This is a genomic window from Bacillus sp. CH_48, from assembly GCF_038008465.1.
GTDB lineage: Bacteria > Bacillota > Bacilli > Bacillales > Bacillaceae_G > Bacillus_A > Bacillus_A thuringiensis_S.
Genome location: NZ_JBBOZF010000001.1, coordinates 3279347 through 3301769 on the forward strand (window position 1 = coordinate 3279347; position 22423 = coordinate 3301769).

Here is a 22423-nt window from a genome sequence, read left to right on the forward strand (position 1 = left end):
GTAAACTGAAAACATCGCTCATTTTAAGGGAGGAGGAAAAAAATGAAAGTGTTTATGAATTTAGCGTGGTTTTTTAAACAAGAAAAACGAGCGTACATAACCGGAATTATTTTATTATTTGGCGTTGCACTTTTAGAGCTCGTAGCACCAAAAGTAATTGGAATCGTTGTAGATGAAATTAATGATGAAACATTGACGACCGATAAGTTACTAAAATGGGTTGTACTATTAGTAATTGTAGGTATTACGATGTACATATTGCGTTACATATGGCGTATTATGATTTTCGGGTCTTCGTTAAAATTAGCTCGCCAATTACGAAAAAATTTATATGAACATTTTACAAAGATGAGTCCATCTTTCTATCAGTCAAATCGAACAGGTGATTTAATGGCACATGCGACTAATGATATTCAAGCAATCCAGCAAACTGCTGGAGCGGGTGTTTTAACGCTTGTTGATTCATTAGCTGTTGGGGGATGTGTACTCGTAGCGATGGGTTTTACAATTAGTTGGAAGTTAACATTGTTAAGTTTAATTCCGATGCCGATTGTAGCCATTTCGACAAATTATTATGGAACGTTATTACATAAAAGGTTTCATAAAGCACAGCAATCGTTTTCGGAAATTAATGATAAAGTGCAAGAGAGTATGAGTGGAATGAAAGTGATTCGATCGCTTGGACAAGAGAAAGAAGATTTGCAGGCGTTTCGAAAAAAATCAGAAGATGTTGTGCATAAAAATGTGTTAGTTGCACGTATTGATTCGTTATTTGATCCGACAATCGCTCTTATCGTTGGATTTTCTTTTTTAATTGCAGTATGTTACGGATCGGTATTAGTTGTAAGAGGTGAATTAACAGTAGGTGATCTCGTTACATTTACGACATATTTAGGTACCCTCGTTTGGCCAATGTTAGCGTTTGGATGGTTGTTCAATATTATGGAGCGTGGGCGTGCTTCATATGACCGTGTAGAAAAAATTCTTTCACAAAAATCAGATGTAGTAAATAGAGAAAATGCTGTACATACGATAGCGAGCGGTAATGTTTCATTTGCCATTGATTCATTTTCGTATAAGAAAAATGAACTGTTACATTTAAACGATATTCACTTTGATTTGAAGAAGGGCGAAACGCTAGGAGTTGTAGGACGTACAGGTGCAGGGAAAACGACTTTATTAAAATGTTTAATCCGTGAGTATGATCATTTTAATGGTGAATTAAAAGTTGGGGAGCGAGATATTCGAGATTTAACACTTCATGGTGTCCGTTCTGCCATTTCATATGTGCCGCAAGATCATTTTTTATTTTCAGCAAGTATTGGTGAGAATATTGCCTTTGGAAAGGCGGATGCTACATATAATGAAATTACCCAAGCTGCAGAGATTGCTTGTATTCATAATGATATCCTCCAATTTTCAGAAGGATATGAAACAGTAGTAGGGGAAAGAGGCGTTTCGTTATCTGGTGGTCAAAAACAGCGAATCTCTATTGCTCGTGCTTTATTAACAAATGCTGAAATTTTAATTTTGGATGATTGTTTATCAGCGGTAGATGCAAAAACAGAAGAGACAATTTTAAGTGCCTTAAAGAGGGAAAGAGCAGGGAAAACGACGATTATTACTGCACACCGATTAAGTGCAATTCAGCATGCTAATCTTATTCTTGTTGTTGATGAAGGTAGAATTGTACAAAGAGGTACACATGAGGAATTAATGAAGGAAAACGGCTGGTATAAGGAAATGTATGAAAGCCAGCAATTAGAAGCTTTAGTCGAGAAAGGAGGCGTATGATGGTAGAGAAGAAGCGAAGTGATTTAAGTAGATTGCTTTCTTATATGAAGCCATATAAAGGGTTGCTATCTTTAGCATTTATCTTTTTAGTTGGTGCGACAGTAACGGAAATGATGGGGCCTTTTTTAATTAAACAATTCCTTGATGAACACCTAGTACCGCGGGATTTTGAACGATCAGCACTCGTTACTTTATTTGTAATTTACATAGTTGCTCATTTATTAAAGGTATTATTTACGTATTTAAATCTATTGTACTTTCAGAACATTGCTTTTAAGATTGTTCAAGATATGCGAGTTGAAGTATATGAACATGTTCAAAAGCTGTCATTAAGTTTCTTTGATCGTACGCCAATTGGTACGCTCGTATCTCGTATAACGAATGATACGGAAGCGATTAAAGATTTTTATGTCAGTGTATTATCAACATTTGTGAAAAATGTAGTCTTTTTAGTAGGTATTTTAATAGCGATGTTTTTATTAGATGTAAAATTAGCGTTATTTTCTCTCATATTAATTCCGATAATGTTCGCGATTATGGTATTATATCGCCGGAAAAGTGCAGCTTTTTATTTAGAAGTACGTAATCAACTAAGCGTGTTAAATGCAAAATTGAACGAGTCCATACAAGGAATGAATATTGTTCAAGTGTTCAGACAAGAAAAACGTATGAGAAAAGAGTTTGAAGAAGTGAATAATAAACATTATAGTGCAGGGCGACGTACTTTGAAGTTAGACGCATTACTTTTACGACCAGCTACGGATTTAGTACATATTGTAGCTATTGCGTTAGTACTAGGTTTATTTGGGATTGATGCTTTAAAGAGCCCTGTTGAAGTAGGAGTTTTATATGCTTTTGTTAACTATATACATCGTTTCTTCCAACCTGTAAATGAGATGATGATGAAATTGTCCTTTTTCCAACAGGCACTTGTTTCGTCATCACGTGTATTTCATTTAATGGACGAGAAAGATTTAGCACCGGTTCAAAAAGGCAATGAGAATCCTCAAGTTGTCGATGGAGATATTGAATTTAAAAATGTTACTTTTTCATATGATGGAAAGCGTGACGTTTTAAAAAATGTATCATTTCACGTGAAACAAGGGCAAACGGTTGCTTTTGTTGGGCATACTGGTAGCGGAAAAAGTACGATTATGAATTTGTTAATGCGATTTTATAATATTAAGTCGGGAAATATTGTAATAGACTGTGTAGATTTAGAAAAATTTGAAGAACGAGAAATTAGAAAGAAAATAGGACTCGTATTGCAAGATGCATTTTTATTTGCTGGAAATGTAAAGCAAAATATTCGTATGTATAATGAAGAAATTACGGATGAAGAAGTAAAAGAAGCTGCTCGATTTGTGCAAGCGAATACGTTTATTGAAAAGTTACCAGAGCAGTATGAAACAGAAGTAGTAGAAAGAGGTGCAGCATTTTCAAGCGGTCAACGACAATTAATTGCTTTTGCTAGAACGATAGCAACGAATCCGAAAGTATTAGTATTAGATGAAGCAACAGCTAATATCGATACAGAAACAGAAGAGGCTATTCAAACAGCGTTGCAACAAATGCGAAAAGGTAGAACGACGATAGCCATTGCGCATAGGTTATCTACAATTCAAGATGCAGATCAAATTTTTGTGATGCATGATGGAGAGATAGTAGAAAGAGGAACACATCAAGAATTACTAAGTGAGCAAGGTTTGTATTATAATATGTACTTGTTACAAAATAAAGGGAGTTTGCAAAAGGCCTTGTAAATACAAGGTCTTTTTTATTTTGTATACAAAATATATTTACTCTTTGTTTCTATAGCATAAATGTCGTGTCCTCTTATGAAATTTGTACATATTGTATGTATACGAAGTAAAAAAATTAATAGGAGATTTTATATGCAAAACAGATCGAGTTCAAATGTTACGTTAATTGATGTGTCTCATTGGGAAGGGAATATTGATTGGAATGCAGTGAAGGCATCTGGAATTCCAGCAGCGTATGCAAAAGCGACAGAAGGTGTAAATTACATTGATCCTACTTTTACTAAAAATGTACAAGCAGCCCGAAGTGCGAATGTATTAATTGGTGCATACCATTTTGCACGTCCAGAACAAAATGATGCAATTTCAGAGGCGAAATATTTTGTGAGTATATTACAAAGTAACCAGACAGACTTAATGCCAGTTCTGGATTTAGAATCACCAAAAGATCCGAGTAATAGTAATTTAACTGGTAGCGCTATATCGAATTGGGCAAGAAGCTTCATAAATTATGTGAAACAGGCTACTGGAAAAGATGTAATGTTATATACAGGAGTTTGGTATATTAATGAGTTCGGAATTAGCGGATTAAGTGATATTCCACTTTGGATTGCTAAATACTCGAGTACACCGCCTGCTGATGCTGGTGGATGGACAGCGTGGACAGCATGGCAGTACACAGATTCTGGACAAATTTCAGGTGTAGGAAATTGTGATGTATCAGCTGCAGTTTCACTAGAAGCTTTACAAGGGAATGGAGCAAGTGGTGGAGGGAATGTTTCTCCGCCTAATAATGCAACTCCAGTGTACGGGGTTGCTATAATTAATGGAGATAATGTGAATTTGAGAAGTGGACCATCTTTGCAGTCTAGTGTAATTCGCCAATTGAATCGTGGCGAAACATATGAAGTTTGGGGAGAACAAGATGGATGGCTTTGTTTAGGGACAAATCAGTGGGTATATAATGATCCGAGTTATATTCAGTATAAACATTATGTGGCGACTATTACTGGTGATAATGTAAATTTACGTGACGCTCCATCATTAAAAGGAAATGTTATAAGACAGTTACATCTTGGTGAATCGTATCGAGTATGGAGTAAGCAAGATGGATGGCTTTGCTTAGGGACAAATCAATGGATATACTACGATCCAAGTTATATTCAGTATGGTGTACAATAGAGTGAAAATAAAAGGTGCCCCGTCAGAGGTGCCTTTTATCCCGCATTAACTGGCGGTAAGACTCCCACCTCAAAATTCAGCGGAAGCAAAGAAGTTAGGGGGGATCAATTGCCAGTAAACGCCCGATTGGTTCAACTAATAATCAGTGGGGAAGGAACAAAACCCCACTGATTAAAGTTTCACTTTATTAAAAATATACAACTTTTACAAAGTCTGTATCGAAACCATAGTATACTATAGTAGATATATTTATAAAAAATAATCGAAAATGAAATAAAGGGGTAAAAATATGAATTATGTGCTAATAGGTGCGGTTTTAATATTATTAGCTGTAGTATTTGTGCTGTTTTATAAAAATAAACAGTTAGAATCAGAGAGTCAGCAAGTAGAATTTGAAAAGAAACAAGCGATTGAAACGTATAAAAATGAAATTGCAGCTACGGTGATAGAGCATACAGAACAACAAAATAATTTGAAAAATATGGAACAGAAAAAATACAATGATTTACAAGTAAGTGCAAATAGAGAAATTGAAAATATGCGTATGATGAAAAATCAATTAGCTGTGCAGCATAGTAAAGAACGTAGTGAAATACAAAATAAACATAATAATGAAATACATATGTTTCAAAAATTAATTGCAAATTTACGAGAATATACTAAAAACGGCGCTGAAATGAATACGTACGAAACATTACATTATATGAAGCGAGGATTCATAGAGCAAGGCATCATATTAGATGCTGAAATTCAAATCATGCCGAATGTTTTTATTAAAAATAATAGTGAAATAAACGATAATCGGATCCATCATCTCATCTTGTGCAAAACTGGTATTTATCTACTTGAGACGAAAGAATGGGAAGAGAAATTAGTTCATGGTTTAACGAAAGAAAATGCTGGTATATATTCATTTATGATTGATGAAATGGGTAAGTATCAACAAGAAGTTGAAAAAGAAGAGACATTTGAATATATAGTAGGTAAAGATTCGTCAACTATACAAGTGAAAAATGAAGGGAATCCAGTATATAAGGCGAAGAAACTATCTCAAATTTTATACAATTGTTTGAAAGAAATGCAGACTAATAGTATAAAAGCAAAGGTAAAACCAGTTGTATATTTTTATAATGAAAATGGAAAAGAAATAATAGATCTTTCTAGTGAGGAAACACCTAGATTAAAAGATCGGGAGCAAATTGTAACGTTCTTCAGAAATGAAATCTTAGCAGGGAAAATAGTATATACAGTGCAAGAATTAGAACAGATTCGAGAAATGATTAGCAGGATGAATTATATAGTGAGTTAAAAGGGGGGATCTTTCTGAGCGCTATGCTATGTGGCATTTTGTATGTCTATTTTTGTTTGTATATAGTAATGTACATTCTATTTATATTCGTCATCGATATGATCCATATGCCCTTAAGTGTAAGGAGCATTTTTGTAGTATTCATACCATTTGTTTTATTAGTCATGGTTCAAAGGGTTATTTTATATGCTTCTAAAAATCGTAATGAAGAAAAGAAGCAAATGTCTGGGGTTTTAATAGTAGCACTCATACCATTAATAGTATGCACTGTACAACTAAGTGTAAATGAATATACGTCAAAGTTTAATCAAAATAGATGGTTAAATCATGCAGAGAAACGGATACATATGGTAGATGATCTATTACAAAAATATAAATTAATAGGGAAATCAAATGAAGAAATTACACAATTGTTAGGCGCTTCAACGGACACGAGAAGTGGGGAAGAAGGAGTTATCACTTTGTATTATCTTGGGACTGAACGTGGCTTTATTCCAATAGATAGCGAACAGCTTGTTTTCCAATTTGATAGAGATGGAAAAGTCATGGAATATACGGTGCATAAAGATTAAAGAAATGTAGAGGGAAGCTATATGTTATAGCTTCTTTTTTATTTTTCAATATGTCACGGAAGGGGGAGAAGGTTTTTGAGTGGAATAAGGAATGAAAGCGGAGGTGATGCATATATATAGATGCATTGGGTGATTATTAGTCCGATTGGTGAGGGGTAATAATTAATAAGTACGGAAAAAACCCCCACTGATTAAAGTTTCATTTTATCATATTGTATAAATGAAAAGGAGGTAAGACGGTGAAAGCAATCCCGACTGATGTCCTGAGTAAAGAATTGATGGAAAGAGAAGGAGTTATCTCTATTACAGTAAAGGAATTTGAAAAGATAGAAGTAGCTGGAGTGGTGGTCGCTGGTCCAGCAGTTATTTTGATTAATCAAGATTAAGTACATATCATTGAAATAAAAAGCATCCGTCTAGGATGCTTTTTATTTGTATGTAAGGATAAATATGATGGATAATTGTGTTACTGGAGGGAAAGTCTGTGGCAATTATTATAACAATGTTAGTAATGGGTATTTTATTAGGATTTGTTGGAGCTGGAGGAGCTGGATTTATTATCGCGATACTCACTTTGGTATTCCAAATTCCTATTCATGTTGCTCTTGCAACATCTTTAACTGCAATGGCATTTACGACATTATCAGGTGTTGTAAGTCATTACCGTGAAGGCAATGTTGCACTTATTATAGGTGGGATTGTTGGGGGATTTGGCGCAATTGGCTCTTATATTGGTTCTAAATTTGGTTCACTTATACCAGCACATCTTCTTCATTGGTTTACAGCTGGGATGTTATTTTTATCGGCAATTTTTATGTTTATTAAATTAATTATGTTCCAAAAAAAAGAACAGTCGTCTTTATATAAACATAAAGAGTTTTCCGTGAAATACTTGTTGAAATGTGTATGCCTTGGATTAGTTACTGGAATGATGGCTGGTTCATTTGGGATTGGTTCTGCACCGTTTATTCAACTTGGATTAATGGTTCTATTGGGACTTACGATTCAGCAATCTGTAGGGACAACAATGCTTGTTATATTACCGATTGCAATTGGAGGCGGGCTAGGATATAGTTCGGAAGGATATTTAGATTATATATTGTTATTGCAAGTATTGATTGGGACCATGTTAGGGGCATACATTGGTGCGAAGTTTACAAATTATGCACCGCGAACGCTTTTGAGGTTTTCGATGATTATGACACCGGTTTTAGCTGGATGTATGCTATTGATGGAATAAAGTGAAATTATAATCAGCAGGGGGTTACTGCCTACAAATAGCGGGATAAAATTAATATAGCAAACTATTAATATATTTTACGAATGAATTATATAGGTAATTCATATTTCCCATATAAAAGGATTTGTTTTAATATTATGAGTGTAAAGTTCGAGTATTCGAAGTACTACTTGAATTATATCCCTATCCCTTTTCTAAAAATGCGAACAAGTTTTGCCCTATTCTATTCAATAGTTAATTGCATAGAAATATATTGTTCGATGACCATTATGGAACGTACATAATGGGAAAATCCCGATCCTTAAAGAGGATGCCCCTAATCTTCATGTGAAAATATGATCGGATATGAAAGCTGACCAATTTATGGTCAGCTTTCTTTTTGTTCGAAAATTATTTCTTCTTTAATTTCTGTTTGCAATAATACAGTTTTTCCGAAGCGACGTTTGCATTCCGCGTGCACTTTTTCAAGGGCTAGTAGCTGAGTAGTGGCGGGAACTGTGACAATAGCTTGGCGAGGTTTTCGATTTTCTTCACAAAAGACACATTCCACAACATAATTAGAAATCATATTTTCATCCTTCCAGTTTTAATTTCTAAGAAGGGATTGTCTATGAAGTTGATGTAACTTTTCGTCGTTGTTTTATTATTTTCCTCTTTTTTTCAAGGGGAAAATAATAAAGAAGGCGAATTTTAGTAGGGGAGGGATGTTTATGGAGAGATGGATAGGTAGTGCAGCGGTATGTGTAAATGAAAAAAATGAAGTTTTAATGGTATTGCAGGGCAAAGAGGGAGAAGAAAAAAGGTGGTCTGTCCCAAGTGGAGGACTTGAAAAGGGAGAGACACTAGAAGAATGTTGTATCAGGGAAGTTTGGGAAGAAACGGGTTACAATGTGGAAGTTGTAAATAAAATATATGAAAAAGAGGGTATTACATACGGAATTCCAGTGTATGTCCATTATTATTTTGTTAAACAAATAGGCGGTAATATGAAAATCCAAGATCCTGATGAGTTAATACATGAAATTGCTTGGAAAGGGATACATGAAGTTGAACAATTGTGTTTAGCTTTTCCAGAGGATTATGAATTGCTGTGCCAATATATAAATAAAGAAGCAAGTATGTAAATACTTGCTTCTTTAATGTATCCAAGACAAGAAAAGCGGAACGATAACCAAACTAGCGCCTGCTGTTAAAAGCATGGATAAACTTGCAATTGTTCCTTCCACAGGACCGATTTCGAATGCTTTTGATGTACCGGTTCCATTTGCGCTCGTTCCTAACATAATACCTTTTGCGATTGCTGTTTTAATACGGCAAATACGTATGAGAGAAGGACCGAGCAATGCTCCTGTTAAGGCAGTTAAAACGACAAATACAGCAGTTAATTGTGACATACCACCAATCATTTCTGAAATAGCCATTGCGATTGGTGTTGTTACGATATGTGGCGCTAAACTATGTTCTAGTGATGAATCAATTTGAAAATAATTTGCTAGTAGTGCTGAAGTAATGACTGATAAAAACGAACCGACAATGACATTAAGTAAGATAGCCATTCCATGTTTCTTTAATAAATCAAAGTATTTATAGATTGGCCATGCAAAAGCAACTGTTGCGGGTTTTAATAATTCAGTTAACCAGTGACCACCAGATTCATATGTTTCATAAGGTGTATCTAATCCGAGCAATAAAGCAATTAAAATAATGGGACAGACGAGAAGAGGAGAAAGTAGACTCCAATTCCAGCGTTGATACATTTTTTTTGATATCCAATATGTGAATAGTGTTAATAGTAAACAAAGAAATCCGATCATTGCGTTGATCCTTTCCGCTTTAGTAGCAATTCTGTTAAAAGTCCTGTAACTAAGGTAACGCAAAGAGTGCTAATCATAATAATTAAAATGAGATCGATTCCATATTGTGTTAGTGTATCTCTGTAACGTATGACAGCGACTGCAGAAGGGATGAAAAATAAAATAAGTTCTTTTAATAAAAAATCTGCTCCGTCCTGTATCCATTCTTTTTTAACTAGGTTAAATTTTAATGAAATTAATAATAAAAAAATACCGATTATACTTCCTGGAACTGGGAGGTGTGCCTGTTTTGCAATCCATTCACCTGTCCAAGCGAAACAAAATAGTAACAAAATTTGTCCGCTTAACTTCCACCATTTCATACAGTAACCACCTCTTTCTTTTTTTACATAAAAATTGTAAAAAAGAATTAACAATTTCTACTATACGTTCATTCAAAATATTTGTCTAATATATAAATTATATGTTATTAATATATTAGACATATTAATCGAAAGTGAAAAGGGTGTCCAAAAATGGAATTACGGCATTTGCAATATTTTGTTGTTGTGGCAGAAGAGTTACACTTTGGACGGGCGGCTGCTCGTTTACAAATGACACAGCCACCACTTAGTCAACAAATACAGCAATTAGAAAAAGAAATGGGAGTTACATTATTTTCAAGAACGAAAAGAAAGGTTGAACTAACAGAAGCAGGAGAAATGTTTTTAAAAGAAGTAAAAAAAGCGTTTGAACAAATTGAAAAAGCAGTAGAAGTTGCACAAAGTGCGCAAAGGGGAGAAGTGGGATCACTTTCAATTGGTTTTGTAGGTGCAGCGATATACGATATTTTACCATCAATTGTTAGGGAATATAGAAAGAAATTTCCGAGAGTGTCTGTTGCATTACATGAATTGTCAACACCAGATCAAGTTCATGCACTTCATGATAACCGTATTGATATTGGCTTTTTACGTCCGCCAATTCCAACACAATTATTAGAATTAGAGCCAATTCAAAGGTTATCTTGCACCTTATGTTTACCAAAGGCACATCCGCTTGCAGAGAAAGATGAAATACATATAGAAGATTTACGAGATGAGCCGTTTGTATTTATTACGAGACCAGTATGGCCAGCTTTATATGATACAATTTTATCTCTTTGCAGAGAAGTTGGATTTAGTCCGCGTATTGTACAAGAAGCAACAGAGTATCAAACAGTTATGGGGCTTGTAGCAGCAGGAATTGGAATTACAGTAATACCCGTGTCGGCAAATAAGTTATATAAAACAGAAGTTGTATATAAAGAGTTATATGATTCTAATTTTGTTGCAGAAATGTCAGTGGCTTACAAAAAAATGAATAGTAATCCAGAGCTACTAGAGTTTTTAAAAATTGCAAGAGAGAAGAAAAGAATAGAAGTAGAAGATGAGTAATAGTAGTAACAGAAAATGGATTTAATTCAGATTCATAAAAGTACACCTTATTAAACAATAAAGCGGAAATGCAACTTAAGTTGCATTTCCGCTTTATTGTTCTTTTTTTAGCTCGATACTAAATAGATAAACGTGTTCATTTTCTTTTAAGAGTAGATCAATGCCTGTTTCTTCATCAATGATAGGAACGATTACAGTTTCTTTACTGGTTTGGATTACAGCAGCTAAAATCGTTTTTTGATTGTATTTTAAATTTTTTATAGATTGGATTGTAGTAGTTGCAGAGCTATTTACGATTGGTGGCGCTTCTTCAGGAACAAGTGTTGCACCACCATTAATATTAATATACCATTGCCCTTTTTCTGGTACATCTTCATTAAAGTAGGGGTATGGCGATATGAAAGAGAGTTTTATTTTCTTTTCTAGAAAATGTGAGGTAGCAATGTAAGCAATTTCTTTTGTTTTTTTACCATTGTTATAATAATCAATTGTAGCATTTATTTCATCTTTATCATTTTTAAGCGTAATGTTATAAAACATGCTATTTCCTTCTTGAAAAGGAGTCATTTGTAAAATAGAAGCTTGCTCTTTTGTTAATTTGTATGGCTCAACAATGGCAACTTCATTGTTTTTTAGTGGGCTACAACTTGTGAGTAATAATAAAGACAAGATTGATAGTAATTTTATACGCATGCAATCTCCTCCTTTTTACAATTATATTCTAAATGTGATTTTTTTATCATTTCGTTTTCTAGGACTAAAGACTTAGAAGAAATTCCGATTGTAGTGCGATGTTTAAAATGTCATATTTTTATACACTAGTAGTATAGAATGCGTATGTAATAAGGTAGGGGAAGAATTTTATGTCTTTATGTCGGCTAGCGAGAAAAAATATTAGAACATTTGCTACCAAAAGGATGAAGCAATTTATTTGGATTGCTATGAGTACTATGATTTTGTTTTTTATGATATCGTTACAATTTAATGAAGGAGCCATTTGGAAAGTAGGGGATACATTTGTATTTCAAATGTATTTTTACACGCTGTTTATTGTACTAATTTTCATATGTATTTTTACTACATATCAAATGATGTACTCCCTTTTGCATGTGAGGAGAGAGGAGTTTACATCTTATGTAGCAGAAAATATGAAAAGAAAAGAAGTGCTATGTTTATTATTTCAGGAGCAATTATTCATTTATGGAGCAGCATTTGTTTTCGGATTAATTAATGGGATGCTATTTTTAAAATTATTTACGGTTATCTTTATGAAAATCGCAGGGATACAAGGAGTAAATAGTGCGCCAATTACAATATATGCAATAGTAGTAGTGAGTATAATTATGATTGTTATCCTTCTATTATCGATGGTGCAATGTTTTCGATTTGTTCAAAGTTTACAAGATAAAAATTCGTTGCATTTCAAGAAAAAGGCATGAGAAATCATGCCTTTTTCTTGAAATGCCTTTTGAGAGGACTCCCACCTCTAAACGTAAATGAAGGTGGTGAGGTGAATCGAAAGAAATATTTTATTTTCAAGAAAAACAGAAACGTACGTTCTTTTTTGCTATAATATCCTTAACAAGGAGGTGAATAAAATGACAAAGGAAAATCCATCAAACTATAAAACTCTTCAAATTTGGATTAAAAAAGGGCATCGTATGTATTCTTATTTTCAAGAATGTTGTCATAACGCTAAGAATATGTATAACACCACAAACTTTTATATACGCCAGGTGTACACTGGATTAACACAAGAAAAAGAGTTGCAGCCTTTGCAAAAAGAAGTTCTGGATAATATTCATAAAAATATTGATAAGATGAATGACACACAACTTCTTGCCTATCGGAAGAAATTGGAAAAAGAGAAATTAAAGCCTAAAGAAGAACAGAAAGAGATTACATGTAATTTGTTTTCAGAACCTAATTTTGAAAAACCTTATGTAGATTACAACTTTCTAGATGCACTATTTAAGGCTATGATTCAAAATGATTATCGAGCTTTGCCTACGCAATGTAGCCAGTCAATCATGAAGGGTTTGTTCCAAAATTGGAAATCTTTTTTTGCTAGTTTAAAAGACTATAAAAAGAATCCAAACAAATATGCTGGAACGCCTAGGATTCCAAAGTATATTCGTTCTTCTGAAAAAGAGATTCTGTATACAAACCAAGATTGTATCATTAAAAACGGTAGATTTTTAAAGTTTCCAAAGACGAAATTACAATTAAATATTGGGAAACTAGGTTTCACTGAAGGTAAACTGAAACAAGTTCGTGTGATTCCAAAATACAATGAATATGTAGTGGAATTGGTAATTGATGTTCCTTCTGAACAACAAATGATTGAAGAGAATGCTCGTTATATGAGTATTGATTTAGGGATTGATAACCTTGCAACCATCGTAACAAACACAGGTATGAAACCTGTCCTTGTTAAGGGCAAACATGTCAAAAGCATAAATCAATATTACAACAAAATGAAGAGTCATTTTACAAGCATTCTTAGAAATGGAAAACAAACGAATGAAGGACCTTTTACTTCTAAAAGGATAGAAAAACTTCATCAAAAACGTTACTTGAAAATAAAAGACGTCTTCCATAAAGTTAGTCACCATATCGTAAAACTAGCTCAAGAAGAAGAAGTTTGTAAAATCGTTATTGGTCAAAACAAAAGTTGGAAACAAGAAACGAATATGGGAAAAAGAAATAACCAATCGTTTTGTCATATCCCGCACAATTTACTGATTCAAATGATTACATACAAAGCAAATGCTGTAGGCATTCAAGTTGTTGTAACTGAAGAATCATATACATCGAAAGCAAGTTTTCTGGATAACGACTTCATTCCAACGTATGGAGAAAATGACCAAAATACAACTTTTTCAGGAAAACGAATAGAGCGCGGCATATATCGTTCAGCAAATAAAACTTTAATTAATGCTGATGTAAATGCTGCGGCTAACATTTTACGAAAAGTAATCCCAAATGCATGGACAAATGGGATAGAGGGGTTAGGCGTGAAACAGCTCGCTAATGTGTTAACTCCTCTGACGTTAATCGTCCGTTAGGTCGAAACGTTAGAAACCACCACTTCAAGCTTTGCTAAGTGGGGGAGTGTTCATTTTACACATAAAAATAATCATGTTACAGTGAAAAGACCTGACAAAGAATGGGAAGGAAAGGTTGTATAGAATGACAAATGAACAATCAATTGTAAAAGTCGATCGGTTAACGAAGCGAATTGGCTCAAAGACACTTGTACAAAATATTAGTTTTGAAGTGAAAAAAGGCGAGGTTGTCGGTTTACTCGGACCAAACGGTGCTGGAAAAACGACTTTAATGAGAATGATGGTTGGTATGATCCGTATGACAGAAGGTGAAGTATGGATTGATGGTCAATCTGTGAAACAGCAATTTGAAAAAACCGCTGCGAAAATTGGGGCGGTAATTGAGACACCCGAATTTTATCCTTTTTTGAGCGGGTATGAAAATTTAACATATTTCGGACGAATGAATGGTAATGTGACCGAAGAACGTATCGATGAAGTAGTGAAATTGTTAGGAATGGGACAAGTAATTAATCGTAAAGTAAAAGCATATTCACTTGGCATGAGACAACGTTTAGGAATCGCTCAGGCGCTTATTCACGATCCGGATGTGTTGGTACTAGATGAACCGACGAATGGATTAGACCCTAGTGGAATACATGAAATGAGAATGTACATAAAAAAAATTGCACATGAACAAGGAAAAGCTGTACTTGTATCGAGTCACTTACTTTCAGAAGTTGAATTAATGTGTGACAGAGTTATCATTATTCAGCACGGGGAATATGTGGCTACGCAAAACATTCAGCATAGTCAAAGTGAAGAGATGGAGACGATCCGTATACGTGTAGATGATGCGAATAAAGCAGCGGAAATGTTAGGGCATGATGTTTTAGTAAAAGATAATGAATTAATTATTAACGTAAAAGATGAAGAAATCCCAAATGTTATTCGTACATTGCTTGAGAAAAACATTCAAGTGTATCGTGTATATGAAGAAAGAAAAACGTTAGAAGAGCAATTTTTAGAATTAACAGGGGGAAAAGATATTGTTTAATTTAGTATATAACGAACTGTATAAAATATTTAAGCGGAAGCGAACGATTATTCCATTTGCGGTTATTGCAGTATTAATAATCGGATTAGGGTGGGTTACGGTAAAGTATTTTGAACCGGAAACAAAAGGATGGAAAGTAGATTATACAGAACGTACTGTAGAAATTGAGAAAAAGCTTGGCATGAAAAAAGAAGCTATTTTAGCAGAAAAATCAGGGGATGAGCTTGTAAAAGAATACCAGCTTAAGATGAAGCATTTAGATACGGATACAGCACCGGCAAGCAGTTCTCCACTTTCTTTCATGAGAGATACAGGTTTTATCGTATTTCCAATTTTGCTCCCATTTATCCTCGTGTATGCAAGTACAATTTTTGCGAATGAATATAGCTGGGGAACATATAAATTTTTAACAATCCGTCCGGCGAGTCGATTTAAAATTTTAACAGCAAAGTTTTTAGCAATCGTTATATTTGCAGCTTTATTGTTTATATTTAATATGATTTTCTCCGCTTTATGTGGACTTGTTATTTATAAATTCCAACAGCCTGCATGGAGTGAGTTTATTTTCCAAGATGGAAATATAATAAAACAAAATATTTTTGTGGAAGCAAGTAAATATTATGTTTTATCGTGGTTACCAACGGTTGTGTATGCATCGTTTGCATTTATGATTTCTGTGTTAACGAGATCTAGTGGAGGTGCAATTGGTATTTCACTATTCCTTGCTTTATCAGGCAATATTGCGTTATTAGCAGCCACTAGATATAACTGGGCGAAATATTTATTGCCAGCAAACACAGATTTATATAGTATTTCAAAGAATGGAAGTTTTATTGATGGAGTAACATTCCCGTTTGCATCATGTATGTTACTACTTTATTTGTTCGTATTTTTATGTATTTCATATACTGTGTTTTTAAAACGTGATTTAACTTAATAAGAAAAGCCGTTCAGGGTGCTGAGATGCACTTTGAACGGCTTTTTTTATGAGAATTGTTTAAGTGCTCTTTCGGCTAGTAAAGCAAAGTATTCGGCACTTATAGGCAGTGCCTCTTCATTAATTGTAAAAGCAGGATGATGCCATTCATGTGTACCGCTCGTTCCCATAAAGACGAATGAACCTGGTATTTCCTGTTGGTAAAATGAAAAATCTTCTCCAGCCATTGACGGACTAGGCGAGATGATATTAAGATTCATCTTTGTGGCAACGTGAGTAGATAAGTCTGTAAGAGCTTTATCGTTGTGAACAGCAGGAGGACCTGAATAAAAACGAAATTCCGTTTTTACACCTAATGCATCAGATACACCTTTAATAATACGCTCCATGAGTGCTGGGATCTTTTCACGTGTTTCAGCTTGGAACGTGCGAATAGTTCCTTCTAACGTAGCTTTTGCAGGAATCACGTTCCACGTATTTCCCGCATGAATATTTGTAACACTAACAACTGCATTATGAGATGAACTTATATTTCGGCTTACAATTGTTTGCAGTGCCATCACAATTTGAGAGGATGCGACAATAGGATCTACGCCAGCATCTGGTACAGCCGCGTGTGTACCAACTCCGTGAATTTCAATTTCAAATCGATCAACTCCGGCCATCAGTGGACCATCTTTAATGCCAATTGTACCTACTGATAAATCAGGTTTATTATGCATGCCGAAAATCGCTTGCACATTACGTAAATGTCCAGCATTAATAACTTTGCAAGCGCCATTACTACTTTCTTCAGCTGGTTGGAATATGAAGCGAACCGTTCCATTTAGGGAAGATTCTCTTTCTTTTAATAAGAAAGCAGTACCTAAAATAGCAGCTGTATGAAAATCGTGTCCACAAGCATGCATTTTCCCTGGTACTTTAGATGCATAGGACAAATGTGTTTCTTCTTGAATAGGAAGGGCATCAATATCAGCACGAACTGCTACAATTGGTCCGTTTTTATTACCAGACACTTCAGCGATAATTCCTGTTTCTAAATTGGAATCAATGATAGTAATGTTTTTTTCTTCTAACCAATTTTTTATTGCTTTTGTTGTTTCGAACTCTTCATATGATAGTTCTGGATACTCATGTAAATGTCGACGGATGGAAATAAGTTTTTCTTTTAGTTGATTTGAAATAGATACCATGTAGTATGCCTTCTTTCTTCAGCAAAATCTTTACTATAAGTATACAACAATAAAAGAGAGGATTTTCAAATGAAAATCCTCTCTCGTTCATGCTGCTATTTTTTTATGCGTATGATGTTTACGATAACGTCCGCGTCCACGCATTGCGTATGCAATTTGCGGGATTGCAATCCCGATTAAAATAAGTGATACACCGAACCATTGTGAAGATAGTACAGCCTCTTTTAAAACGAATACTGACATAATTGTTGTAACCGGTAGTTCCGCTGCACCAAGAATAGTCGCTAAGCCAGAACCGATTTTTGGAATTCCGATTGTAAAGGCAATAGATGGAATTACGATACTAAATGTTCCTAATCCTAAACCGTATTTCCAAAGACCTTGAGAAATGGCACCATTAAAAATAAATGTTGGTGGAAATACAATCATGACTAAAGTTAAAGCACCAGTCATTAAGAGAACACCGCGCGGTAATGAAGGTACTTCAACAGCAACTTTTCCGCTCACGAAAATGTATGTTGCGAATGTAACAGCAGATAATAAACCTAAAATGATTCCAGTCGTATCGAAAGCACCTGCTGATTGTTCTAGTAAACCACTGGATAAAAATGTCCCTACAAGTAAGAAAATAACAGAAATAACTTTTTCTCTTGAAGGTAATGTTTTTGTTGCGACTGCTTCAATGATAATTCCGACCCAAACGAATTGGAATAAAAGAATAATTGCAATAGAAGCTGGTACAGTTTTTAATGAAGCATAATAAAAAATTCCGGTAAAACTTGCAGATGTTCCTGCAACGAATAAAAGTAATGCTTGCTTTAAAGGAACGCGATGTCTAGAAAATAGAAGTGTAATAGCAAGCAAAATAATCCAACCGAACAAATATTGGCTGCCAATTACTTCTCCAAGTGAAAATCCTTCTGCATATGCAAGCTTAACAAAAATAGCTAAAATTCCATAACTACACGCTCCTAATAAAACTAAAAGAGAATAACGAAGCATGAAAAATTCCTCCCATCTATATGAAGTTGTTCCGTATCGAAAATATATAACTAGAGGGAAGTATACAAAATTAGAAATAAAGGGTCAAATGAAAGAAAAGTATGACATTTTATAGAATAATAATAAAAGTATGATATTTATGCATAATCTTGAAATTATTAATAGTAGAAGTATTATAAAATCAACTTTGCATTGTATAGAGACAGCATTTGAAAAAAATATTTTTTAAACCAATATGTAAATAGGCGTACTAGTAGCGTGCTAATTATTTGAGAAACTATGTTACCTTTGTTATGTTAATAACAATTAAAGGAGTTTTATAATCCATTTGAGTTTTTTCTATATAATAGAAGGAAATGAAAACGTTTTATTAGAAACTGTGGGGAAGTGTGGTTTTTCTTATTGCCACGTTGTAAAAGTGATTTCACGAATTGTTCATAGTATTTTTATGTGTTTTTGTTACAATATTTAGGGAGAGGAGTGGAATGATGCAAGATATTAGTATTTTTTTAGCGTTTGGCGCCGGGTTCTTATCATTTATTTCCCCATGTTGCTTACCGCTTTATCCGGCATTTTTATCGTACATAACAGGTATGTCGGTTTCTGAATTGAAAGAAGAAAATGCAATGCTTCGCAAAAGAAGTATGATACATACAGCGTTTTTCTTACTTGGATTTTCAATTATATTTATTGCAATTGGATTTGGTACAAGTTTTATTGGAGGAATCTTTACTGACTATAAAGATTTAATCAGACAGTTAGGTGGTATCTTTATCATCGTGTTCGGCTTAATTATTGTCGGGGTGTTTAAGCCGAAATTTTTAATGCAAGACCGTAAATTTACATTTAAAAATCGTCCAAGTGGCTATTTTGGATCAGTACTAATTGGATTAGCCTTTGCAGCAGGATGGACGCCATGTACCGGACCAATTCTAGTGTCCGTAATTGGATTAGCAGCAACAAACCCAGAATCTGCAATGATTTACATGATTGCTTACATACTTGGATTTGCTATCCCGTTTTTCGTACTGTCATTCTTTATTACGAAAATGTCTTGGATTAAAAGAAATAGTATGGCCTTCATGAAAATCGGAGGATATATTATGATTGTTATGGGTGTCTTCTTATACTTTAACTGGATGACGAAAATTATCGTATATTTCTCAAGTTTATTTGGTGGTTTTACCGGTTTTTAGTATTATTCTGCGAAAATGTTGGAAATACTAACGGAAAAGCATATAATGAAAGTATATTTTGCATATAGCCACAAAAAAGGATGAGAAAATATGAACATAGTTGTTTTATCCAGTATCGTTGCTGTTTGTATGGCTGTCGGTGCGATGTTTATTCGTTTAAAAGCAGCTAAGAAACCTGCAACATTGAAAAAAATTATACTTCCACCATTTTTTATGAGTACGGGCGCATTGATGTATGTTTTTCCTGAATTTCGATTAACTCCAGCAGAAATGTTAGAAGCAATTGGTGTCGGTTTGATTTTCTCTATTTTTCTTATTAAAACATCTAAATTTGAAATTAGAGGACAAGAGATTTATTTGAAGCGTTCAAAAGCCTTTGTTTTTATATTAATTGGATTACTTGTAGTGCGGATTGTATTTAAAACATACTTAAGCCAATCTCTTGATTTAGGACAACTTAGTGGCATGTTCTTCTTACTTGCGTTTGCGATGATTGTGTCATGGAGAATTGCAATGTATCGTTCCTTTACGAAATTACAGAAGGAAATGGAAAAAGAAGATGGTTTTTATAATGAAAAAGATATGAAGCTAACTTAAAAACTGTATATGTACCAAATAAAAAGACAGCGTCAAAGGCGCTGTCTTTTTTATCGAAAATAATATGAAGTTACTTTGCGAGTAAAGATTGATAGTTAGAATAATCAATCTTTTTTTCTTGTAGTTTTTTAATTAAAAATTTATGATCACGCTTTGGTGTGGCAATGATATATCCTTTAATAATTAAGTCTTGTGTAATTTGAGAGGCATTTTCTTGTAATGCAAGTTCCCCAATTTTGCCAGCGATTTTTGATTTTGCAACATCGCGAAATAGTTCTGGAACAGGACTTACAAGCTCTTCTAACAATTGTTTTTGTTCGTCAGCCCATAAATGTCTCGTTTTATTTATGTAGTGTTCTTCCCAATCCAAAATGGACATGCCGTCTTCTTTTGGTAATCGTTTTAAAAATTTTCTGAACATAAAGTATCCACCGATAGACATAAGTCCTAATAAAATAACCGTCCATAATACAATGAACCAACTGAACCATCCTTCGAGCAAGCATATCCCCCCTTAATGATTACGGTTTTCTTTTATTCATATTATATACAGTGAGATTAATAGAAAGCAAGAACGCTTGGTCAAAATGACCAAGCGTTATAGTTTAAACGAAGTATAGTTGTTCAACACATAAATTATTATTATCGTCTTCAACATACTCAATAATAAGTGTGCCAACTTTACGATCTTTATCTTCAGTTGTGAAAATAGAGTAAGAAGTAAAACGTGTTTTTGATAGGCCGCTTATATGTGTAGGTAAAGAAATGTAGTCGTTATCGCGGAAGAATTCCATCAGTTCAATATCCTCAAATTCTTTTCGGTCAACTTGTTTGTTTGTATAGCGGCGTTGAAGTTGTTTTAAAGATTCATTCCAAGAAATTGCTTTTGTGTCGTATACCATTGTTCTATCTCCTTACTGTATGTAATTATTAAGAACATACGTTCCAATCTAGTATACTCTTTTTATTAGAAAAGGGAAAGCAAAAAATAATGTAAGCTTGGATTTCCAAGCTTACATTATTGATGCGTCCGTCATAATCTCTATTTTTCATTATAAGTTAGATAAGAATAAGAAACAAGATGATATATATAATGTTGAGAGTTTTCAAATTTCTGTATATTATAGGTGTACTAAAGTGTAAGGGAATGAGAGGCATGGCATACGTAATTTCACTGCAAGGGCCGATGGCAAGCGGAAAAACAACATTGGCTAAAAGATTAGAAGAGAGAGGATATTCGGTTATATATGAAAATCCTTATCCAATTGTAGAAAAGCGAAAGCAATTAAATTTGGATGTGAATTCAAAAGAAGGGTTTATCATAAATCAAAAAATGTTTATCGAAGTAAAAATAAAGGAGTTTCAAAATGTGAAAGATTCAGTTGTTATTTTTGATCGTGGACCTGAAGATATTGAATTTTATACACTTTTTTATCCAATGATTATAGGGAAAGAGTGGGATATAGAAACTGGATTGAAAGATGAATTATATAAATTAAGAGAATGTCGTTCAGATGCTATTTTTTATTTAGATGTGACAAAAAAGAATGTATATGATAGAAAAAATAACGATAGGACAAGAAAACGAAGTACATTTGATGAGCAATTTAAATTAGTAGAAACGGAAAAAGATTGGTATAGACAATTTCCTGTAACTTATTTGGACACGAATAGATTAACAGTGGACGAATTAGAGGCATATTTTATGAGATGGTTGAAGGAGAAAGCGTTATGAAAAAAATACTTTTATTCGTATATCCAACATTTGCGGAGTTTGAAATAACGGTAGCTACAGCATTGCTGAAAAAGAAATATGACATCATTACAGTAGGTTTAACTAAGGAATTGGTTATAAGTGAAACTGGGTTGCAAGTGCAGCCGCATATAGAAGTAAGTGAAGTACGTGTAGATGAGTATGAGGGGATACTTATTCCAGGTGGAGAAGAAGTACAGTTAAAAGATGCAAAAACTCTTTTTTCAATCATTCGGCAATTTCATGAACAAGAAAAATTAGTGGCGGCAATTTGCGCTGGACCGTATGCGCTAGCAAAAGCAGGCTTATTTAAGGGGATTTCTTATACTGCGACTATAGATTATCAAAAATTCGATTGTTTTCCAGTAAAAAATTTTGTGTATGAAGAAGTTGTGAAACATTCAAATATTATTACAGCACAGGGGCATGCATTTGTAGCATTTGGAATAGTGATTGCCTCTTATTTTGGAGTGGCAGACGAACATAATACAAATTTTTATTGTGGTAAAGGCAATGTAGTAATGGAGAAACTTTTACGAGAAAACGTGTAAAAGC

Annotated in this window: 26 protein-coding genes; 18 read left to right on the forward strand and 8 right to left on the reverse strand. The window is 34.0% G+C overall.

What is annotated here, in order from left to right:
- The first annotated feature begins 42 nt into the window (after positions 1–42).
- From N2V92_RS16605 to N2V92_RS16635, 7 genes are all read left to right on the forward strand, one after another.
- Positions 43–1794, forward strand: coding sequence for an ABC transporter ATP-binding protein (locus tag N2V92_RS16605; protein ID WP_000862447.1), 1752 nt, complete (start codon positions 43–45; stop codon positions 1792–1794).
- Entirely contained in the window at positions 1794–3557 is a 1764-nt protein-coding gene (locus tag N2V92_RS16610) for an ABC transporter ATP-binding protein (RefSeq protein WP_000229515.1), read from the forward strand. The genes N2V92_RS16605 and N2V92_RS16610 overlap by 1 nt, the downstream gene beginning before the upstream one ends.
- A gap of 132 nt (positions 3558–3689) precedes the next feature.
- Positions 3690–4736: a GH25 family lysozyme gene (locus N2V92_RS16615; RefSeq protein ID WP_001181415.1), complete on the forward strand. Its 1047-nt coding sequence runs from the start codon at positions 3690–3692 to the stop codon at positions 4734–4736.
- 289 nt (positions 4737–5025) lie between these two features.
- A complete protein-coding gene (locus N2V92_RS16620) occupies positions 5026–6045 on the forward strand; it encodes an NERD domain-containing protein (RefSeq protein ID WP_016077369.1) in 1020 nt (339 codons plus the stop codon).
- 23 nt (positions 6046–6068) lie between these two features.
- Positions 6069–6617, forward strand: a complete 549-nt coding sequence (locus tag N2V92_RS16625; protein WP_016077370.1) for a hypothetical protein — start codon at positions 6069–6071, stop codon at positions 6615–6617.
- Between the two features lie 239 nt (positions 6618–6856).
- Entirely contained in the window at positions 6857–7003 is a 147-nt protein-coding gene (locus N2V92_RS16630) for a BC1881 family protein (RefSeq protein WP_000644411.1), read from the forward strand.
- Between the two features lie 98 nt (positions 7004–7101).
- On the forward strand, positions 7102–7857 hold the full coding sequence (locus N2V92_RS16635; RefSeq protein ID WP_000974664.1) for a sulfite exporter TauE/SafE family protein: 756 nt from the start codon (positions 7102–7104) through the stop codon (positions 7855–7857).
- Positions 7858–8224: 367 nt separating this feature from the next.
- Here N2V92_RS16635 and N2V92_RS16640 read toward each other — a convergent pair whose 3' ends face one another.
- Positions 8225–8425: a DUF3903 domain-containing protein gene (locus N2V92_RS16640; RefSeq protein WP_042595477.1), complete on the reverse strand. Its 201-nt coding sequence runs from the start codon at positions 8423–8425 to the stop codon at positions 8225–8227.
- A gap of 142 nt (positions 8426–8567) precedes the next feature.
- Between N2V92_RS16640 and N2V92_RS16645 the strand changes: the two genes are divergently transcribed.
- On the forward strand, positions 8568–8981 hold the full coding sequence (locus N2V92_RS16645) for an NUDIX hydrolase (protein WP_000442973.1): 414 nt from the start codon (positions 8568–8570) through the stop codon (positions 8979–8981).
- 12 nt (positions 8982–8993) lie between these two features.
- Here N2V92_RS16645 and N2V92_RS16650 read toward each other — a convergent pair whose 3' ends face one another.
- Both N2V92_RS16650 and N2V92_RS16655 read right to left on the reverse strand, forming a co-directional pair.
- Positions 8994–9671, reverse strand: a complete 678-nt coding sequence (locus tag N2V92_RS16650) for an LrgB family protein (RefSeq protein ID WP_000578954.1) — start codon at positions 9669–9671, stop codon at positions 8994–8996.
- Positions 9668–10033 carry a CidA/LrgA family holin-like protein gene (locus tag N2V92_RS16655; protein WP_000872365.1) on the reverse strand — a complete coding sequence of 122 codons (366 nt, stop codon included), beginning with the start codon at positions 10031–10033 and terminating at the stop codon, positions 9668–9670. The genes N2V92_RS16650 and N2V92_RS16655 overlap by 4 nt, the downstream gene beginning before the upstream one ends.
- Before the next feature lie 153 nt (positions 10034–10186).
- Between N2V92_RS16655 and alsR the strand changes: the two genes are divergently transcribed.
- The gene (gene alsR, locus N2V92_RS16660) at positions 10187–11086 is read left to right on the forward strand and encodes an acetoin biosynthesis transcriptional regulator AlsR (RefSeq protein ID WP_000423234.1); all 900 of its coding nucleotides are present in this window, start codon (positions 10187–10189) and stop codon (positions 11084–11086) included.
- A 93-nt stretch (positions 11087–11179) separates the two neighbouring features.
- On the opposite strand, the gene N2V92_RS16665 is transcribed toward alsR, so the two are convergent.
- On the reverse strand, positions 11180–11779 hold the full coding sequence (locus tag N2V92_RS16665) for a hypothetical protein (RefSeq protein ID WP_001220622.1): 600 nt from the start codon (positions 11777–11779) through the stop codon (positions 11180–11182).
- A 170-nt stretch (positions 11780–11949) separates the two neighbouring features.
- On the opposite strand from N2V92_RS16665, the gene N2V92_RS16670 reads away from it, so the two are divergent.
- The 4 genes from N2V92_RS16670 (at position 11950) to N2V92_RS16685 (ending at position 16127) form a co-directional block, all read left to right on the forward strand.
- Positions 11950–12525 (forward strand): FtsX-like permease family protein, encoded by a 576-nt coding sequence (locus N2V92_RS16670; RefSeq protein WP_000050614.1) that lies wholly within the window; start codon positions 11950–11952, stop codon positions 12523–12525.
- Between the two features lie 159 nt (positions 12526–12684).
- Positions 12685–14154 carry an RNA-guided endonuclease InsQ/TnpB family protein gene (locus tag N2V92_RS16675; protein ID WP_000159708.1) on the forward strand — a complete coding sequence of 490 codons (1470 nt, stop codon included), beginning with the start codon at positions 12685–12687 and terminating at the stop codon, positions 14152–14154.
- A 124-nt stretch (positions 14155–14278) separates the two neighbouring features.
- Positions 14279–15190 (forward strand): ABC transporter ATP-binding protein, encoded by a 912-nt coding sequence (locus tag N2V92_RS16680; RefSeq protein ID WP_000180626.1) that lies wholly within the window; start codon positions 14279–14281, stop codon positions 15188–15190.
- Complete coding sequence (locus N2V92_RS16685) at positions 15183–16127, forward strand: ABC transporter permease (protein WP_000482759.1); 945 nt, start codon at positions 15183–15185, stop codon at positions 16125–16127. The genes N2V92_RS16680 and N2V92_RS16685 overlap by 8 nt, the downstream gene beginning before the upstream one ends.
- 47 nt (positions 16128–16174) lie before the next feature.
- On the opposite strand, the gene N2V92_RS16690 is transcribed toward N2V92_RS16685, so the two are convergent.
- On the reverse strand, positions 16175–17320 hold the full coding sequence (locus tag N2V92_RS16690; RefSeq protein WP_000253664.1) for a M20 peptidase aminoacylase family protein: 1146 nt from the start codon (positions 17318–17320) through the stop codon (positions 16175–16177).
- Between the two features lie 87 nt (positions 17321–17407).
- On the reverse strand, positions 17408–18322 hold the full coding sequence (locus tag N2V92_RS16695; RefSeq protein ID WP_000947042.1) for an EamA family transporter: 915 nt from the start codon (positions 18320–18322) through the stop codon (positions 17408–17410).
- A 322-nt stretch (positions 18323–18644) separates the two neighbouring features.
- Here N2V92_RS16695 and N2V92_RS16700 point away from each other — a divergent pair, with 322 nt between their 5' ends.
- From N2V92_RS16700 to N2V92_RS16710, 3 genes are all read left to right on the forward strand, one after another.
- Positions 18645–18794: a peptidase T gene (locus N2V92_RS16700; protein ID WP_074790237.1), complete on the forward strand. Its 150-nt coding sequence runs from the start codon at positions 18645–18647 to the stop codon at positions 18792–18794.
- 16 nt (positions 18795–18810) lie between these two features.
- Positions 18811–19518 carry a cytochrome c-type biogenesis protein CcdA gene (gene ccdA / locus N2V92_RS16705; protein ID WP_001152674.1) on the forward strand — a complete coding sequence of 236 codons (708 nt, stop codon included), beginning with the start codon at positions 18811–18813 and terminating at the stop codon, positions 19516–19518.
- A gap of 90 nt (positions 19519–19608) precedes the next feature.
- Positions 19609–20115, forward strand: a complete 507-nt coding sequence (locus tag N2V92_RS16710) for a CcdC family protein (RefSeq protein WP_001028640.1) — start codon at positions 19609–19611, stop codon at positions 20113–20115.
- A gap of 70 nt (positions 20116–20185) precedes the next feature.
- Here N2V92_RS16710 and N2V92_RS16715 read toward each other — a convergent pair whose 3' ends face one another.
- Together N2V92_RS16715 and N2V92_RS16720 are read right to left on the reverse strand one after the other, a co-directional pair.
- Positions 20186–20617, reverse strand: a complete 432-nt coding sequence (locus N2V92_RS16715; RefSeq protein ID WP_000889371.1) for a DUF2621 domain-containing protein — start codon at positions 20615–20617, stop codon at positions 20186–20188.
- 103 nt (positions 20618–20720) lie between these two features.
- Complete coding sequence (locus tag N2V92_RS16720) at positions 20721–21017, reverse strand: hypothetical protein (RefSeq protein ID WP_000262400.1); 297 nt, start codon at positions 21015–21017, stop codon at positions 20721–20723.
- Positions 21018–21271: 254 nt separating this feature from the next.
- Between N2V92_RS16720 and N2V92_RS16725 the strand changes: the two genes are divergently transcribed.
- Together N2V92_RS16725 and N2V92_RS16730 are read left to right on the forward strand one after the other, a co-directional pair.
- Positions 21272–21850, forward strand: coding sequence for an AAA family ATPase (locus tag N2V92_RS16725; protein ID WP_000332115.1), 579 nt, complete (start codon positions 21272–21274; stop codon positions 21848–21850).
- The gene (locus N2V92_RS16730) at positions 21847–22419 is read left to right on the forward strand and encodes a DJ-1/PfpI family protein (protein WP_000722190.1); all 573 of its coding nucleotides are present in this window, start codon (positions 21847–21849) and stop codon (positions 22417–22419) included. The genes N2V92_RS16725 and N2V92_RS16730 overlap by 4 nt, the downstream gene beginning before the upstream one ends.
- The last annotated feature ends 4 nt before the right edge of the window (positions 22420–22423 follow it).

Bases quoted from the DNA above. Each gene is read 5' to 3' on its own strand.
- N2V92_RS16695 (WP_000947042.1), bottom strand. From the start codon at position 18,322: ATGCTTCGTTATTCTCTTTTAGTTTTATTAGGAGCGTGTAGTTATGGA.
- alsR (WP_000423234.1), top strand. From the start codon at position 10,187: ATGGAATTACGGCATTTGCAATATTTTGTTGTTGTGGCAGAAGAGTTA.
- N2V92_RS16680 (WP_000180626.1), top strand. From the start codon at position 14,279: ATGACAAATGAACAATCAATTGTAAAAGTCGATCGGTTAACGAAGCGA.
- N2V92_RS16615 (WP_001181415.1), top strand. From the start codon at position 3,690: ATGCAAAACAGATCGAGTTCAAATGTTACGTTAATTGATGTGTCTCAT.
- N2V92_RS16620 (WP_016077369.1), top strand. From the start codon at position 5,026: ATGAATTATGTGCTAATAGGTGCGGTTTTAATATTATTAGCTGTAGTA.
- N2V92_RS16690 (WP_000253664.1), bottom strand. From the start codon at position 17,320: ATGGTATCTATTTCAAATCAACTAAAAGAAAAACTTATTTCCATCCGT.
- N2V92_RS16670 (WP_000050614.1), top strand. From the start codon at position 11,950: ATGTCTTTATGTCGGCTAGCGAGAAAAAATATTAGAACATTTGCTACC.
- N2V92_RS16665 (WP_001220622.1), bottom strand. From the start codon at position 11,779: ATGCGTATAAAATTACTATCAATCTTGTCTTTATTATTACTCACAAGT.
- N2V92_RS16675 (WP_000159708.1), top strand. From the start codon at position 12,685: ATGACAAAGGAAAATCCATCAAACTATAAAACTCTTCAAATTTGGATT.
- N2V92_RS16650 (WP_000578954.1), bottom strand. From the start codon at position 9,671: ATGATCGGATTTCTTTGTTTACTATTAACACTATTCACATATTGGATA.
- N2V92_RS16605 (WP_000862447.1), top strand. From the start codon at position 43: ATGAAAGTGTTTATGAATTTAGCGTGGTTTTTTAAACAAGAAAAACGA.
- N2V92_RS16655 (WP_000872365.1), bottom strand. From the start codon at position 10,033: ATGAAATGGTGGAAGTTAAGCGGACAAATTTTGTTACTATTTTGTTTC.
- N2V92_RS16710 (WP_001028640.1), top strand. From the start codon at position 19,609: ATGAACATAGTTGTTTTATCCAGTATCGTTGCTGTTTGTATGGCTGTC.
- N2V92_RS16645 (WP_000442973.1), top strand. From the start codon at position 8,568: ATGGAGAGATGGATAGGTAGTGCAGCGGTATGTGTAAATGAAAAAAAT.
- N2V92_RS16725 (WP_000332115.1), top strand. From the start codon at position 21,272: ATGGCATACGTAATTTCACTGCAAGGGCCGATGGCAAGCGGAAAAACA.
- N2V92_RS16720 (WP_000262400.1), bottom strand. From the start codon at position 21,017: ATGGTATACGACACAAAAGCAATTTCTTGGAATGAATCTTTAAAACAA.
- N2V92_RS16640 (WP_042595477.1), bottom strand. From the start codon at position 8,425: ATGATTTCTAATTATGTTGTGGAATGTGTCTTTTGTGAAGAAAATCGA.
- N2V92_RS16625 (WP_016077370.1), top strand. From the start codon at position 6,069: ATGCTATGTGGCATTTTGTATGTCTATTTTTGTTTGTATATAGTAATG.
- N2V92_RS16610 (WP_000229515.1), top strand. From the start codon at position 1,794: ATGGTAGAGAAGAAGCGAAGTGATTTAAGTAGATTGCTTTCTTATATG.
- ccdA (WP_001152674.1), top strand. From the start codon at position 18,811: ATGCAAGATATTAGTATTTTTTTAGCGTTTGGCGCCGGGTTCTTATCA.
- N2V92_RS16730 (WP_000722190.1), top strand. From the start codon at position 21,847: ATGAAAAAAATACTTTTATTCGTATATCCAACATTTGCGGAGTTTGAA.